16 protein-coding genes are annotated in these 16,450 nt (G+C 31.4%); 8 read left to right on the plus strand and 8 right to left on the minus strand.

The window, feature by feature from the left end:
- Window positions 1-57: 57 nt before the first annotated feature.
- A complete protein-coding gene (locus AC2D8I_RS10110; protein WP_484705885.1) occupies window positions 58-2,112 on the minus strand; it encodes a dipeptidyl-peptidase 3 family protein in 2,055 nt (684 codons plus the stop codon).
- Window positions 2,113-2,340: 228 nt separating this feature from the next.
- Here AC2D8I_RS10110 and crcB point away from each other — a divergent pair, with 228 nt between their 5' ends.
- Window positions 2,341-2,718 carry a fluoride efflux transporter CrcB gene (crcB, locus tag AC2D8I_RS10115; protein WP_484705886.1) on the plus strand — a complete coding sequence of 126 codons (378 nt, stop codon included), beginning with the start codon at window positions 2,341-2,343 and terminating at the stop codon, window positions 2,716-2,718.
- Here the strand turns inward: crcB and AC2D8I_RS10120 are convergent.
- Window positions 2,705-3,307: a DUF1684 domain-containing protein gene (locus AC2D8I_RS10120; protein ID WP_484705887.1), complete on the minus strand. Its 603-nt coding sequence runs from the start codon at window positions 3,305-3,307 to the stop codon at window positions 2,705-2,707. The genes crcB and AC2D8I_RS10120 overlap by 14 nt on opposite strands.
- A gap of 508 nt (window positions 3,308-3,815) precedes the next feature.
- Here AC2D8I_RS10120 and AC2D8I_RS10125 point away from each other — a divergent pair.
- Entirely contained in the window at window positions 3,816-5,033 is a 1,218-nt protein-coding gene (locus AC2D8I_RS10125) for an MDR family MFS transporter (RefSeq protein ID WP_484705888.1), read from the plus strand.
- 160 nt (window positions 5,034-5,193) lie between these two features.
- Here the strand turns inward: AC2D8I_RS10125 and AC2D8I_RS10130 are convergent, their stop codons facing one another.
- The 3 genes from AC2D8I_RS10130 to AC2D8I_RS10140 form a co-directional block, all read right to left on the minus strand.
- A complete protein-coding gene (locus tag AC2D8I_RS10130) occupies window positions 5,194-7,083 on the minus strand; it encodes a CocE/NonD family hydrolase (protein WP_484705953.1) in 1,890 nt (629 codons plus the stop codon).
- Window positions 7,084-7,462: 379 nt separating this feature from the next.
- Entirely contained in the window at window positions 7,463-8,002 is a 540-nt protein-coding gene (locus AC2D8I_RS10135; protein ID WP_484705889.1) for a sigma-70 family RNA polymerase sigma factor, read from the minus strand.
- A gap of 315 nt (window positions 8,003-8,317) precedes the next feature.
- Window positions 8,318-8,758, minus strand: coding sequence for an Lrp/AsnC family transcriptional regulator (locus AC2D8I_RS10140; RefSeq protein WP_484705890.1), 441 nt, complete (start codon window positions 8,756-8,758; stop codon window positions 8,318-8,320).
- Window positions 8,759-8,875: 117 nt separating this feature from the next.
- On the opposite strand from AC2D8I_RS10140, the gene AC2D8I_RS10145 reads away from it, so the two are divergent.
- Window positions 8,876-9,271, plus strand: coding sequence for a hypothetical protein (locus AC2D8I_RS10145; protein ID WP_484705891.1), 396 nt, complete (start codon window positions 8,876-8,878; stop codon window positions 9,269-9,271).
- A 213-nt stretch (window positions 9,272-9,484) separates the two neighbouring features.
- Here the strand turns inward: AC2D8I_RS10145 and AC2D8I_RS10150 are convergent, their stop codons facing one another.
- The 3 genes from AC2D8I_RS10150 to AC2D8I_RS10160 are packed head-to-tail and all read right to left on the minus strand — an operon-like array spanning window position 9,485 to window position 12,222.
- Window positions 9,485-11,074 (minus strand): hypothetical protein, encoded by a 1,590-nt coding sequence (locus AC2D8I_RS10150; RefSeq protein ID WP_484705892.1) that lies wholly within the window; start codon window positions 11,072-11,074, stop codon window positions 9,485-9,487.
- Window positions 11,075-11,126: 52 nt separating this feature from the next.
- The gene (locus tag AC2D8I_RS10155; RefSeq protein ID WP_484705893.1) at window positions 11,127-11,687 is read right to left on the minus strand and encodes a hypothetical protein; all 561 of its coding nucleotides are present in this window, start codon (window positions 11,685-11,687) and stop codon (window positions 11,127-11,129) included.
- Window positions 11,680-12,222, minus strand: coding sequence for an RNA polymerase sigma factor (locus tag AC2D8I_RS10160; RefSeq protein WP_484705954.1), 543 nt, complete (start codon window positions 12,220-12,222; stop codon window positions 11,680-11,682). The genes AC2D8I_RS10155 and AC2D8I_RS10160 overlap by 8 nt, the downstream gene beginning before the upstream one ends.
- 174 nt (window positions 12,223-12,396) lie before the next feature.
- On the opposite strand from AC2D8I_RS10160, the gene AC2D8I_RS10165 reads away from it, so the two are divergent.
- The 5 genes from AC2D8I_RS10165 to AC2D8I_RS10185 all read left to right on the plus strand — a co-directional run bounded on the left by AC2D8I_RS10165 (window position 12,397) and on the right by AC2D8I_RS10185 (window position 16,446).
- A complete protein-coding gene (locus AC2D8I_RS10165) occupies window positions 12,397-12,951 on the plus strand; it encodes a DUF2911 domain-containing protein (RefSeq protein ID WP_484705894.1) in 555 nt (184 codons plus the stop codon).
- A 32-nt stretch (window positions 12,952-12,983) separates the two neighbouring features.
- Window positions 12,984-14,063 (plus strand): methylmalonyl Co-A mutase-associated GTPase MeaB, encoded by a 1,080-nt coding sequence (gene meaB, locus AC2D8I_RS10170; protein ID WP_484705895.1) that lies wholly within the window; start codon window positions 12,984-12,986, stop codon window positions 14,061-14,063.
- Between the two features lie 255 nt (window positions 14,064-14,318).
- Window positions 14,319-15,002 (plus strand): hypothetical protein, encoded by a 684-nt coding sequence (locus AC2D8I_RS10175; RefSeq protein WP_484705896.1) that lies wholly within the window; start codon window positions 14,319-14,321, stop codon window positions 15,000-15,002.
- 29 nt (window positions 15,003-15,031) lie between these two features.
- Entirely contained in the window at window positions 15,032-15,691 is a 660-nt protein-coding gene (locus tag AC2D8I_RS10180; protein WP_484705897.1) for a hypothetical protein, read from the plus strand.
- Complete coding sequence (locus AC2D8I_RS10185; RefSeq protein ID WP_484705898.1) at window positions 15,667-16,446, plus strand: sensor histidine kinase; 780 nt, start codon at window positions 15,667-15,669, stop codon at window positions 16,444-16,446. Before AC2D8I_RS10180 ends, AC2D8I_RS10185 begins: the two co-directional genes overlap by 25 nt.
- Window positions 16,447-16,450 lie beyond the last annotated feature (4 nt).

Genomic DNA, 16,450 nt, shown 5'->3' on the forward strand with positions numbered 1-16,450 from the left:
AAAAAGCCTTAACCAGAAATGGTTAAGGCTTTTCAATATAAAAGAATCTATTTTATTTTAATTTACTTCTGGTAAGAAACCATATTTTTTGCTGTAGTCTAGCATTTGACCATCAAATGTATTTGGCTGTGTTACGTTAATTTTAACAATTTCTCCTGCATCGTTAGTTTCTGGAACTAATACTGGATTCACAAAACCACTATAAGGCGGTGATGGGAATTGTTTGTTACGCTCTAAAACTTCTGCATGAATACCTTGATCTACTTTTACACCATAACCTTCAACTAGTGCTTCTACTGCAGCAAAATCACCTTCAGATTTTATACGCTGTGTTTCGCGTAGCAGTTGCCCAAACAATTCGTGCAACTTAGCATAATCATTAATATTAAAATACGTTTTCCCGTCTCTAGTTACTTTTTCAATAACATTATCTTCAAGTCCTTTTTCAAAAACCCAAGCACTCACCCATTGCCTGTTACGCATATGCGCTTCTTCTACTTCATCTCCTAAATTCAAGCGTATAAGTTGTGTCATTAATCCGTTACGGATGTACCCATCGTAAGCAGCCATTCCTACTTTTTTCCAGTCTTTTACTAATCCTAATTCTTGCAATTTTGGATTATATAAATAGTACAAACCAACCAAATCAGCACGGCCTTCTTCTAATGTAGACGCATAGTTTTTAAGCGTTTCCTTAGTTTCACCAACACCAGGATTTAATTGTCCTGAAGCGTGCCCAATTACTTCATGAAGTGCCGTATGCAGCTTATCTGCCAATTGTCCATATTCTTCTTCTAATTGCATTTCTTCTTCATCATGAACAAATTCTTTTAAACGTCCAGAACTTCCTGCATTATTGTAAGCATTAATAATATTTCCTAAAGAAACAGACTTACTCCCTACCGCTGCACGAATCCAGTTCGCATTTGGAAGGTTCACACCTATTGGTGTACTTGGTGAAGCATCACCTGCCTCTCCTGCAACATTAACCACTTTATAAGTAACACCTACTACACTGTCTTTTTTATGCGCATCCATTAAAGGCGAGTGATCCTCAAACCATTGTGCATTTTCAGATAATACAGCCATTTTTTCAGACATATCAAAATCTTTAACCTGAACAACTGTTTCGTAAGACCCTCTATAACCTAATGGATCATTGTATACTTCTATAAAACTGTTTATATAATCTATATTGCCTTCTGTAGCTGCTGTCCAAGCCACATTATAATCGTCCCATGTTTGTAAGTCACCCGTTTTATAATACTTTATCAATAACTCTAAAGCATCCCCTTGCGCTTTATTTTCGGCAACGCCTTTAGCTAACTCTAACCATTTAATAATTTCATCTATAGCCTGACCGTACAATCCGCCAGACTTATATACTCGCTCTTTTAAAACACCATCTTCTTTTACTAATTGTGAATTTAAACCGTATGATAATGGCTTTTCTGGGTTTGGAGATTTTATTTTAGCATAAAATGATTCAACATCTTTATTGGTTACATTAGGACCATAAAAGTTAATCGCAGACAAAGCGACATTATCTACACCTTTAGATAAATTAACTTTTTTATTATCCTTATCATTAAAAATAACATCGAATGCTTCCCCGTCTAAAACCGTATTTGTTGCTGCTAATAATTCTTTTAAGTAATCTGAAGAAAATTCAGGTTTTATTTTATCATTAGAATAATGATGGTGTATACCATTAGAAAACCAAACACGCTTTAAATAAGTTGTAAATGCGCTCCAGTTTTTTGAAGTCTTATCGCCATTGTAATTGGTATAAATCTGTTCTAAAGCTTTTCTTATTTTTAGGTTATATCTATAGTTTTGATCCCACATGATATCTCTACCTGCTAAACCTGCTTGCGTTAAGTAATATACCAATTTCTGTTCTTTCAAACTTAAATTTTCCCAACCAGGAATTTGGTAGCGTAACACTTTAATATCTGCAAATTGCTCTACATTGTAGTTAAAGTCCTTAGAAGCTTTGGCTTCTTTTTTTGTTTCGGATTGAACTTTCGTTTCTGTTTTTGAAGCATCATTACCACAAGAAAACAAAAATGTAGCAGTCAAAGCCATTCCAATTACGGATCTAATTTTCATTATTATATATTTTAATTAATTTCTAACAAAAATAAGATTATTTATCAAACTTTAAATTTTCATTATCTTTGATTATAATTTCTAAACTTTTGAAATTATAAAAGTTTTAATATGTAATGTGTAACATTAAAAACGTACTCTTCTCTAGAGGTTACATTATTAAGCTATTTGCTTTTATAAATTATCAAATTTTGGTTTTAGAAAACAGATATTCTCACAAAAAAATAGATGAAGCAATTTTTATTGGTGTTTATAGGCGGTGGTTTTGGAAGTGTCCTAAGATACATTATCGGAAAATACCTCAACAGTGCCGAAACAGGAATCCCTTATGGCACTTTTGCTGCCAATATTATAGGCAGTTTATTAATTGGATTTATTTTAGGCTTAGCAGCAAAGCACAACGCACTTTCACATAATCACACTTTATTATTAGCAACAGGTTTTTGCGGGGGCTTTACAACATTCTCTAGTTTTGCTTATGAAAATCATATTTTTTTAAAATCTGGAGACTTTACTAGTTTTGCAATTTATACTGTATCCAGTTTTATAATAGGATTTCTAGCTGTTTTTTTAGGCATTTATCTAGTAAAAATTAGTGTTTATTAAAAGCCTTTACACCTGCTTCAATATTTGCATCTAAGTAATTTTCTCGTGGCACTATAGGGCAAGAATATTTTTCGTTATAGGCACAAAAAGGATTATATGCTGTATTAAAATCTACGACCATTTTATCGCCTTTAGGAATTCGTAAATCGATATAGCGACCGCCACCATAACTTTCTTCGCCATTAGTATTATCTAAAAAAGGTAAAAACAAATAATCTTGATACCCGTCTTGCGTCATTAAATCTTTATCTTGATACACATTCAACACCATTGCTTCGCCATTCAATTGAAAAGATAAAACCCCATAAATTCTTTTCTGCGTCAACCTATTTGTTGTTGTTTTCATTGAAGAATATGTTGTTTCTGGAGTCCGTTTTAACGTTGCAGTAACAACATAAGAAGAATCAAACTTAAAAAAATTCAATCCAGAAAACACTTTTAAATCTTTAGCTTTTAATGGCGATTTACTAGCATCTTTATACTCGGCATTTATAGTACGCTGAAACGCTGTTTCTCCTAAGATTGGTTTTTTTTCTTGTGCACAGCTAAAAATAGATGTGAAAAAGAATAACATTATAATTTTTCTCATAGCTCTTACTTTTTATTCTATTCAAAAATACACTTAAAATATGTTGTTTCTTTCTCTTCGTTGAAAAAATATTAATTACTATTCATCTTTCTTTATTACAACGTAGAAGCTATCCTCTTATATTAAATCGTAATATTTATTGTAATGCTTCCCTCGCTAACACTAATACGCTTCTGCAACACCACACATACAACAAAAGACTTCTCAAACCTTTTATACCGTATTCGGTTTTAATATTTTAAAATATTTTCTGTTTAAAAAACCCACCCTAATATTTTTTTGTTTAGCTTTGAACTTTAAAATACACAAAAATGAATTCAGTCATTAGAAATTATAAACAATGTACATCTCGCGATATAGCGAGTTGGACTGCTTATATTCTATGATGATGTAAAATATCAATTATAATATAATACTAAAAGTCCAACTTCGCAGTTGGGCTTTTTTTTTGTCCATAATCGAATGTGCTTTTAATATGACTTAAAACAATCAAAAAAAACGACTATCAATGAAAACATTATTCAGAAATTACACAGATTCTTTTAAAGGGCTCTCCAAAGAGGTTTGGTGGCTATCTTTAATTACTCTTATAAATAGAGCGGGTACAATGGTTATTCCTTTTTTGTCTATTTATTTAACCGAAGATTTGCACTTTTCACTGCCTAACGTAGGATGGATAATGACTTGTTTTGGTATTGGCTCTGTTATAGGAACCTGGATTGGGGGCAAACTTACCGACAAAATAGGGTATTACAAAATTATGGTTTTTAGTTTACTATCTACAGGGTTTCTATTTATTGGAATGCAATACCTAACCACATTTAAACTACTATGCTTAGGTGTTTTTGTACTAACTGCAATTGCAGATATGTTTAGACCTGCTATGTTTGTAGCTTTAAGTGCCTACAGCAAACCAGAGAATAAAACACGTAGTGTGACTTTAATTCGTTTAGCTATTAATTTAGGGTTTTCAGCAGGGCCAGCTTTGGGCGGCATAATTATTGCTACCTTAAGTTATTCCGGACTATTTTGGGTAGATGGGCTAACGTGTATTTTTGCAAGTCTTTTATTAATAAGAGTATTAAATCCTAAAAAAGCCAAAATTCAAGACGATATTATTACAAAGAACCCTGTATCTGCATATAGTGACAAGCCTTTTTTAATTTTCACTTTTGCATTAATACTATTTGGGCTAATCTTTTTTCAATATTTCTCTACAATGCCAATATATTATAGAGATATACATAAATTAAGCGAACCCGAAGTTGGTCTGTTATTAGGCGCCAACGGTTTTATTATATTCTTATTGGAAATGCCTTTAATAAAATGGCTAGAAAACACTAAATACACAAAAATTGGCTTAATCTTTTTTGGTGCTATTTTAACCGGTTTGAGTTTCTTAGTTTTAATTCTTAGCCATTGGGTTGGTATTCTTATTATTGGCATGATACTAATGACTGTAGGAGAAATGATAGCATTTCCTTTTGCCAATGCTTTTGCTTTACAACGCGCTAAAAAAGGGAATCAAGGGGAGTATATGGCCTTATATGCGATGTCTTTTTCTATTGCTAGTATTTTTGCTCACAATGCAGGTTTACAGCTGGCAGCAGGCATTGGTTTTGACGATACTTGGATTATCATGACTGCTCTTGCGTCACTATGTGTTGTTTTATTATTAGGGCTAAAAATGTATATGAAAAGAAAAAAAGACATACAATACATTTAAAATCAAACAAAGACATGTTTTTTTTAATATTACTAAACGTATTCTATTTTTGAGGTGAATAATTAAACACCCTTCATTAGAAGGGTGTTTAATATTATAAATAGAAACCTCTTGAACTTATAGTAGACTTATTTATAATGGCTTAAATAAAAAAACACCATTAGTTTAATACTGAAAACTCAATGTTTGATTCATTAAATACGGTATGTGTTTGATTTTTAAAGTCATTTTCACGAGCTTTATAAATATTAGGCACAAAGGTTTGTGGATTTAAATCGATAAGCGGAAACCAAGTACTTTGTACTTGAACTTGTAATTTATGTCCCGCTTTAACAGTATGAAATACGTCCTGTAATTTAATAACCACGTCTGTTGCTTTATTAGGCACAAAAGGTTCTGGTTTTTCAAAACTATTTCTAAATCGACCACGCATCACTTCACTACGTACCATCATATGGTAGTTACTCAGTTTTAAATGATCTTGCATGCCGTCTTTTTGTTCTTCAATATTTGCTGGGTGAACATCTATAATTTTAACAATCCAATCGGCATCTGTTCCTGTTGTAGCAACTTTTAAGTTTGCTAAAATATCTCCTGCCAGTATTAAATCTTCTTCTAGCACATCGGTTTCAAAAACTAATACATCTGGGCGTCTTGCTGCAAAACGCTGATCGTCTGTCATATATTTTCTAGGTGTAAAAACGGTTTTTATATCTTCAGAATATGGCACAGGTCGTTTTAAATCGCTCACAAATTCCGCTTTTGTTTTTCCTTTTTTAGAAGAAGACAGCTCTTGATTTTTATTAAGGTACATTTTTTGCTTTGAAACATGCTTTGGCGGCCATGAATCGAAACTACTCCATGCTTTCTTTCCAGAATCGAATACATAGGCTTCCGGTAATCCGGAATTCTTACTCCCGTCGCCTTTTAAGAAATGATTAAAGAACTTTGTTTCAATATCTCTCTGGTAGTTTAATGAAATTGAATCGCCAAAATAATAATTACCAACATAATTTTTAGCATTTGTACTCGCCCAACGACCATGATCCCAAGGTCCAAAAACTATCGTATTATAATTATTGGGATTATGCGCTTCAATAGTTTTATAGGTTTGCAAGGGGCCATATAAGTCTTCAGCATCAAAAAAACCACCAACAATCATGGTTGCTACTGATGATTTTATGTTTTTTAAATTTTGAATTAATCCCTTAGGCTTCCATACACTATCGTAATTTGGATGTTCAACTATTTCTTTCCAAAACACATCGTCTATTTTATCAGACTTTGATGTAGAAACATCATCTGGTTTCTTGTACTGAAAGTAACTATTTAAATTGCTTAATGGTCCTGCATCTAAAAAGAATTGATATTGATCTTGCGTTTCTAATTCTGGTAATTTATACCAAGCAGAATCTGTAGGCATATTTTTTTCTGTTCCGAATAGAGATATTGCTCTAAAATAACTTAATAAGAAAGCCCCATTATGGTGAAAATCATCAAAAAAGAAATCCCCAATACAAGCTTGAGGAGAAGCCGCTTTCAATGCGGGATGAGCATCTATTGTTGAATATGTCGCATAAAATCCTGGATACGAAATCCCCCAAGTTCCTACTTTACCATTATTATTATCGACATTATTTACCATCCATTCAATGGTATCATAAGTATCTGAGGATTCATCTATATCGGTTTTATTTTTTTTATTAGGAATGTATGCTCTCATATTATCATAAACACCTTCACTCATCCAGCGACCACGGACATCTTGATATACAATAATATTACCTTCCTCCATTAAATGAACATTAGGCCCAATCCTTTTTTTAAACTTTCCTTCTCCATAAGGCGCGCTACTGTATGGCGTTCTGCTCATTAGTATAGGATAGCTTTTACTAGTATCTTTTGGTGAATAGATCGTAGTATGCAACTTAATTCCATCTCGCATTTCTATATCAACTTCCTGCTTATTATAATGGTCTTTCACATAAGTATTCACCACTTTTTCTTTGGCTACTTCCGAAGACGTATCTTTACTCTTCGTACATGCCATAAAAAACAACACGCATACTAGAGCACATTTAAAAAGGTATTTCATAAAATATATTTATATGTTTTGTTGGGTTAAATTTACAAAACAATTACCAATTTAGTTATAATGAAAATACCACTATTATTTTGTTGTTAAAAAACTAAAAAACAGCTTCCAAAAAGACGGTTTTAATAACAGTAAAAACACTTTTTTTTAACATCCCAATACGTCTTGAAATATTATGAATATGAGCTCGGCAGTAACAACGTCTTCTAACCGAGTATAAAACAGAAAAGCTTTATTTTCATCCTTATTAAAATTTAAGGAATAAACATATTATGCTGTGTTAAATAGGTATTAAACTAAAAGCATTTCTATAGACGCAATTTTAAAATTAAGCTTAATTACAAACCTTACAATTTTCACGGTCTTGAATCTCCCCTACTAAAAGCCCTTTATCATTTTTTTTAAAACCGCAACAATCCATAAACCCTTGAGCAACTAATCGTCTAGCGCGTTGTATTTGAGATTTTATCGTAGGAAGAGCCACCCCCAATTGCTTAGCAACCTCTGCTTGTTTCATCCCTTTTATATCAGACCAATACAATGGTTCTCTATATTTTTTGGGCAAGCTACTCAAAATGCCTCTCAAACATTCCTCTTCTGTATGTGTCTTGGAATCGGTTTCTGTTTCAGATTCAAAATTAATTAATGCTACAGTTTGCTTTGTTGTTTTAAAATAATCGATAATAGAATTTCTAGCAATAGAAAATAGCCAAGGTTTTATCTTGGTAACGTCTTTTAGTGTTTCTAATTTGGTATGAATTTTTATAAATACCTCCTGTAAAATATCATCGGCAATTGTAGTATTTTTCACTTTACTTATAATAAACCGATTTAAATCTTCAGAGTATTTCAACCAAACATCTTTAGTAGTCATTATGATATTCTTTTAAATTAAAATGGAGATTACCTTAAAATTCATTTATAAAATTAATAATGAATCTTAAAACAACCTCCATAAAAATAAGATTTAACAATTACAATTTTTGCACACACAATTCACGCAGGTACAATTGCTACAATCATTATTCTTACAATTCTCACAAGTACAAAGACAATCTTTATTTTTCATAATACAGTATTTAAGTTATACACTTATAAGACTCCATATTCTTAAAAAAGATGCATTAATGGTTGTTTTTTTTATAGCGCTTAATAATTACAAGTTATTATTAAACACCGTTTCGCTCTCTTAAGACTCTACAATAGAATTATTCTTTACAACATGAGACAATACAATCTGTGTTTTTGTTTCTCCATAAACAATGAGATCATCTATAAAAGATTCTAAATGTTTCTGATGTTTCAATACGACTTCCATCACAATATTCTCGTTACCAGTAATTCTATAGCAATTAACAACTTCTTCATACGTTTTTACTTTTTCTAAAAAAGGTTTTAGCATTCCCATAAATGCTCTTAAAGTGATTATTGCTTTTAACTGATACCCCGCTTCCAATGAAGAAATAAAAGTATTATACCCTTCTATAACTCCCAAATCCTCCATCTTTTTTATGCGCTCTGAAACTGCTGGAGAGCTAATCCCTACTTTTCTTCCTATTTCGGCATTAGATTGCCTTGCGTTGGACTGCAAACATTTTAAAATTTTCCAATTAAGCGTATCTATACTCATATTTAAAGTAAAATTTAAAAAAAAATTAATTATTAAACCAAATATAGCATTTTACTTTAAATTCAAAAGAATAAAACCATTTTTAGTCAGTATTTTTGTATAAACTTGAAAATTAAAATGTTAGCGAATACTCCTTCTCATCTTTCCGATTTGCCTATTTATAAAAAGGCTATGGATATTTTCATCTTATCAAGGCGTATTTCTTCATATATGAACAAAGATTTAGTATCATTAAATCCAGATGGTAGTGAAGATTCTAATATCTACTTTTCTGGTGATATTATACAGCAATCTGAATCTTTGGCTCCAGAGATTTTAAAAGCGGAGCTTGAACGGTATTCTGATAAGAAATATAGACATATTATGTCTGTAAAACGATTAACTAATAGACTATACCAGAACTGCAAACGTTTGGAACAATCTAATAGTGACGGGATTGATTTCCTTCCTATCCTTAGAAAAGAACTTAAAAAATTTAAAAAACTACAACGCAGTTGGGTTTTAAAATTTTAAATTCTACAAACTATCCCTTATTTTTTTATGTAAAGAACTATTTACACACGTTTATATAGAAAAAACCACAAAGAAAATAGGATCGCCAGATCTGGCATCCTGTTATTCCAACTTTTATGTAAACCTCATTTTTTTTTAATTAGTTCGCGTACATTATTTTGGGGACATCGTTATTTTAACGCCATTAAGACTAAGCAATAGCTTTAAGAAATATTACTCCACACTCACTGAACTATATTTGGCATTTATAACAATTGTTTTACTTGTATTACTATTGTTATTAGGGTAATTCTTAATTGTTTTTGTACTTATATTCTCTTTATTTAATTGTGACTTATTGCCTTTAAAGAATAAATTAAAATCTGTTTTTGGCAATTTCAATGTAGCGTCACTATTTTCTAAAATAATATTTAAGTTATTAAAATGTGGCATAATATGACGTATTACCAACTCTCCAAAACTCCCGTCTATTATTGTATTTTCTCCTAATTGCCCTATGTTAACACTTGAAGACACTGAACTTAAAACTAATGCGCTTACATTTTCGAGTATTGCATTTTCAACATAATTGAGCTTTAACTCTCCATCTTTCCAATTGTTTATCTTTAGGTTTGAAAATGAAGCATTGATGGAAGTTTCACTTCCATCAATGCTTTGCGCTAATAATTTAGCGTATGTTATATTACCTTTTAGATTACTCATTACAGAGGCTATTTTAAGTTCCCCATGCTTTACGTTAAGCTTTAACTTCGCTTTTTTAGGTATTTTTAACTTAATCGTTCGTTTTATGGTACTATTGGTAGCATTAAATAATGAATGTTTACCTGTCTTAAGTTTCTTTTCTATCTCTTTAATATACGCCTCGTCTTGTACTTTTAATTGTTTTACATTTTGCTCTAAGCTCGTAATATCGCCCTCTATTTCCGCTGTAAACTTTTTTTCAAAACGTTGCCCCCAAGCTTCCATCTTTTCTCCAAATTCCTTTCCGAATGCCTCTCCAAATTCCTCTCCCCATGCTTCCATTTTCTTTTCGAAATCCTTACCATATTTATCGCTAAAATCTTTTCCAAATTTCTTTCCCCATATTTCCATTTCTTTCTCGTAAGCTTTGAAATCAATTTTATCAAATTCTTTAGCCCAGACCTTCATTTTTTCCTTATACTCCTTTCCATATTTCGTTTCGTATTTTTTACTCCAAGTATCCAAATACTGCTCCCCTTCTTCTTTGTATTTTTCATAATCAAAACTAACATTAGAAATCCCTTCTGGTAATTCTGGTAATTCTGGCATTTCTGGCATTTCTGGCATTTCTGGCATTTCTGGCATTTCTGGATGGGCTAACAGCTCTGGTAAAACCATTACATCTTCTAATGCTTTTAAACTTTCCAAAGAAAGAATTAATTCTGGCATATCTGTCAAAACTGGCATATCAATCATTTGAGTTTCTAAGTTTTTTAATGCTGCTAGAGATTCGCTATTAAAATTAGGGTAATCCCAACCGTCTTCAGATCTGCTCGATTTTATAGAGACCTCTTCTGCTGTACCATTTATACTTACGTCCCATATTTTTAATGCTTTTTTTAACTCATCTTTTGTTAGTGTATTACTTTCTATATAGGCTTCGACTTCTATATAATCTTTATTCCAAGTGTCTACTTCTATGTTGGTCTGACTCGTATTTAAGTTTACAATTACATCCTTATTTGCTTTTATAGATTGTGCTGTCTTTTCCATTTTTTGTTGAGCAGACATGCCTAATGTTAACAAACAAATCGTTATTATTTTTATATCTTTTAGTTTCATTTTTTATTTTTTTATACAAATAGTCTTTGTGTTAACCGTTTTCTTTTAATTGTTACCCGTGTGTTTCTTCCACTGCGTTTATTCTTTTCAACTGTTCTTGAAGACGTTGCATTAAATTTAAACGCAATTTCAAATTATTAATTAAAGCATGTATTGTAAATTCGTCTGGGCCATTATTGGTTAATTCTAAAGACAAGCGTTTGTATTCATTATTTAATTCTTCTAGCTTAATTAAATAGCCATCGAAGAGCGCTTTGTTTTCTGATGTTATTTTCACTTTAGAAAGTGCTAAATTGATATTTGCCACATAATAATCTTCCACTTTTTTTAGCCCTGGCGAAACATCTCCTAGTGTTTTTGTTTTAGATTTTGTATTTGTATTCACAATAGTTTCATCCAATGGCATCATTTTAAAATACTGAATACCAGCGATGCTCAATCCCATAATCAGAGCAATACTTGCTGCAATTTTCAACCAATTATAATTTGGTTTAGAATGCTGTGGCAAAGCCTTCTCCAATTTTTCCAAGAAACGTTCTTGATGTCCTTTTGGCATTGTTTCATGGGGTTGATTTTGATTCGTTTCAAATAACTCTCTTATGTCCTTAGCCATATTTTTTATGCTTTAATAAATCTTGTAATTTTATTTTCCCTCGAGATAATTGTGTTCTTGAAGCAACTTCTGATATTTTTAAAATCTCTGAGATCTCTTGATGATCATACCCTTCTATTAAAAAAAGTAGTAATACGTATTTATATTTTTCTGGCAAATTCCCAATAGCTAACTTAATATCATCAAGAGTTATCTCGTCATTAACCAACCATTTGTCATCAACTGAAGTATCTATAACTTTGAGGTGCACCTCATCTAATTCCACTAAACGCTGCTTTTTTAGTTTCAATGAGTCTATACTTTTATTTATGACAATACGTTTTAACCAAGCCCCAAAAGTAACGTCTCCTTTAAACTGATCTAATTTAGAGAACGCCTTTATAAATGCTTCTTGTACAACATCTTCTGCTTCAGTTGTATTATTTAAAAATCGTTTAGCAACACTATACATCCCACTGCAATACTGGTTGTACAATTGCAATTGCGCTTTTCGATTATTCTGCTTACATAACTCAATAATATCTACTGAAACGATTCTCACTTTTGGTTTTTAGTTAATGTTCATATTAAAGACGACACAAAAATTATCGTGTTGCAAAAAATCACATTTTTTTCTTAAGTAATTCATAAATTAAAATAATTTTGGCTTTTTATTTTACGAACTATCCATTTTTAAAGTATCTTTAATCTTTAAAAAAAAATCATAAAAATGAGTACCTTATTAAAGCGACTTATAGTGCTACTATTAGTTGTAGCTGTTGGTGTATTTTGCTATTCTTATTTTAATGGCGGCATTTTAAATAAGCCATTAAGTCCCAAAAAGACCGTAAGTTTTTCAGTTGATGATTTAAAGCTTGAAGTTTTTTATAACAGACCCTCAAAAAGAGATCGCGCTATTTTTGGAGCCTTAGTCCCTTTTAATAAAGTTTGGCGCACTGGAGCAAATGAAGCCACCACTTTTGAAACCAATAAAACCTTAACTATAGAAGGCGCTTCTCTTCCTGCTGGTAAATATACGCTTTGGACTATTCCTAAGGACAATTCCTGGGAAGTTATATTTAATTCTAAACAGTACAACTGGGGAGTAGATGAAACAATGAAGGCTATGCGAGATGCTAGTTTTGACGTTATAAAAACGTCTGTCCCTATTGAGAAAATAAAAAATATCGTAGAACAGTTCACCATCGCTTTCGATAATTCTACAGATAACCTATCTTTAACAATGGCTTGGGATGATACTAAAATTGTAGTCCCTCTTAAATAATATTAGTTCCACGAAATATAACAGTGAGTGTTTTGAATTTAGAACCTAGAAAAACAGCTTTAAAAGAAAACGATGGGGTTTCTCCACCTGAAATCACTAACGCGGTCTCTATTTCTAAAATTCAATCTAAAAGAAAAAAACAACCCTCCAGTAATGCTTTGGTAAAGGCCATTATAAAAGGGGACATTACAGCTTTAAGTCGCTCCATTACTTTAATAGAAAGCCGAAATACTAAGCATTTACAAAAAGCAAACGATATTATTAAACAATGCTTGCCCTATGCTAATAAATCGATTAGAATTGGTATTACTGGAGTTCCAGGAGTTGGAAAAAGCACTTTTATTGAAGCCTTTGGATCTTATTTAACCCATATGGGTAAAAAAGTAGCTGTTCTAGCTGTAGATCCCAGTAGTTCTTTAACAAAAGGAAGTATTTTGGGAGACAAAACAAGAATGGAAGACTTGGTAAAGGACAATAATGCTTTTATTAGACCTTCTCCCTCTGGAGAATCCCTTGGTGGTGTGGCTCGAAAAACGCGAGAAACGATTATATTATGTGAAGCCGCTGGTTTTGATACTATTATAATCGAAACCGTTGGGGTGGGGCAAAGTGAAACAGCTGTACATAGTATGGTAGATTTCTTTTTACTATTAAAGCTTGCGGGGGCTGGAGATGAGCTACAAGGTATAAAACGTGGCATTATTGAAATGGCAGACGCCATTGCCATTAACAAAGCAGACTCTAATAATATAAAACAAGCTAAACTCGCTAAATTAGAGTTTAATAGGGCATTACATCTTTACCCTGAAAAAACATCCAAATGGCAGCCAAAAGTTACAACGTGTAGCGCTTTAAATAAAGAAGGGATTGATAACATTTGGAACATTATTGTTGATTATGTTTCTATAACTTCCAAAAATAATTATTTTGAAACTAAGCGCAACGAACAGAATAAATTCTGGCTCTTACAAACCATAGAAGAACAGCTTAAGTATGATTTCTTTAGTCAATTAGAAATAAAAACTGCGCTAGATAAGCAATTAGCTTTAATTGAAACCAACAAAACGACGCCCTTTGCTGCTGCGGATTATTTATTAAATTTAAAAAAATAACACTATTCTTATTAGTTATAACAACTCATAAATCACGCATTATTTAACGCCACTTTTTAGCATAAAAACTAAAAAAACGCCGATTTTACACCTCTGGCCCTTAGGGGAAAAACACCCAATATCATATCAGTAAACAAGCATAACTACCTAACATACAAGAGTTTACGTGTAAAATGATTGAGTCAAAAATTCTCATAATGTAGAATGAATTCTTTATTCCCTTAAATTTGTAGAAACAAAACTCTCTATTTAATCATGAAGAAACCATTTTCACCATCCGCTATTATTTTGTTATTTATATTCCTAATTACAGGAAGCTGTAAACCTTCTGGAGAATATACTTATGATGATACATTAAAAGAACATATTATTCCCGTAAATCGTGCATTAAAGATGCAACAAGAGTATAAAAACGAAAGAATAACTCCCTTAGCACCTGTTTTACAAGACACTTATAACGACAATACGTTTAAGGACACCGAATTTGTTATGTTTTCACTAAAGGATATGAAAGCTTATATCGCTTATTTAGACGCCATACAAAAAGCAAATCCAAAACAAAAATTATCAGGCATTCGCATATACTTTGCTGCATATGATAATAAAGACCTTCAAAAAGAAAAATACCCTGGCCAGCAAACAGTTTTTATGGTTCCTACAGTAAAAACAAATTACCAGCACAAAACAAACACAATGAATCATCTTCCTTTTGTTATTGTACCAGATCATAAAAAAAATCCCATTAAAGGACATTTTAAAATATTAAAAAAATTAATGTTAGAGCATGAAAAAGAAGAACGTTATGGGCATTATTACAAAAGTATTCAACACCAAACGCATACACCATTAAAAACGTCTACTCACAATAAAAAGAAAGACGAAAAATACGTAACCAGTACCATTATTAATGAAGGAGATTTAGCGCCACCACCAAAATAGAACTAACTTAAACCAATTAAACCAACCTTATGTTATTGGAAATATCATTTACAACTTTAGGAAAATCTTTAAAATATATAGAACTTGCAACAGCTATTGTCGGTTCTATATATTATTATAAGTATAAATTTTCCTTTTTAAAATACTTTTTAATACTCCTATGGTACGTTCCGCTTAACGGATTTCTAGGACGCTATTTACATGAAACCGAAATATTAAGAAACAACACCGTACTATACAACATTTACCATATTATTAATTTTTCTTTTTTATTAATTTTATTTAAATTTTCTATAAAAGAATTCAAATACAAAAAATGGATTAATACGTTTCTTATAGTATATATTCTAAGTTTTATAATAAATGCCTTTTTCAAAAATTATCTCATAGAAATACAAGTTTTACCATTTATTATAGGAGCCTCCTTTATTATTATTAGTATTCTTTTCTATTTTTTGGAGGTTTTAAATACAAATAAAGTACTTTACATATCAAAGAATTTACTATTTTGGATAAGTACGGGATTGTTACTCTATTTTGGAGGTAAAATTCCTACCAGAATCATTAGAAATTATTGGGAATCTATCCCTAATTATGAGACTATTTTTATTATTGAATTTGTTTTAAGTATTGTTATGAATATTTGTTTTATCATAGGGTTTATATGCAGTCAACAACACAAGAAATAGAAGCTCTAAAGAGTCTTGAAGTTGGGGGCACAACTGTAATAATAGCGGTTTGCACACTCGTTTTACTCTGCATTATTATTATTATTCTTTTTTTAATATTCCAAAAACGAAAAAATAGCTTGCTCCTCGATCAAAAAGAATCGGAAAAACGTTTTGAGCAAGAAATAAGCAAAACCCAAATAGAAATTAGAGAAGAAACCTTTAGAAATATTAGTTGGGAATTACATGACAATATTGGGCAATTAATAACCTTAGCTAAAATACAATTACAAAACGAATCTAAAACTAAAGACGTTATAGAAACATTAAATAAAGGCTTAAAAGAACTAAGAACACTTTCCAAGGCTATTAATCCAGAAGCCTTAAAAAACATTTCTCTTGTTACCGCTTTAGATCAAGAAATAAACAGATTTAATAGGATTCAATATATAAAAGCTAAATTAGAAGTAAACGGCATAGAACTAAAGTTAAACTCTGAGGTAGAAATCGTATTCTTCAGAATATTACAGGAGTTCTTTTCCAATACCATTAAATATGCTAAGGCTACTGAATTAAATGTTATAATAAATTATGGTACAGACTCTATAGATATAATTGCTGAAGACAATGGTAAAGGGTTTAATCAAAAAAATATGGTGAGTTCTGGTATTGGTTTAACCAATATTTCCAAAAGAGCACAATTAATCAATGCAGAAGCCACAATAAGCTCAGTTATAAATCAAGGTACAAAATTACATATTCATTACGTTTATTAATCCC

The organism is Lacinutrix sp. YIN62, from assembly GCF_057219185.1.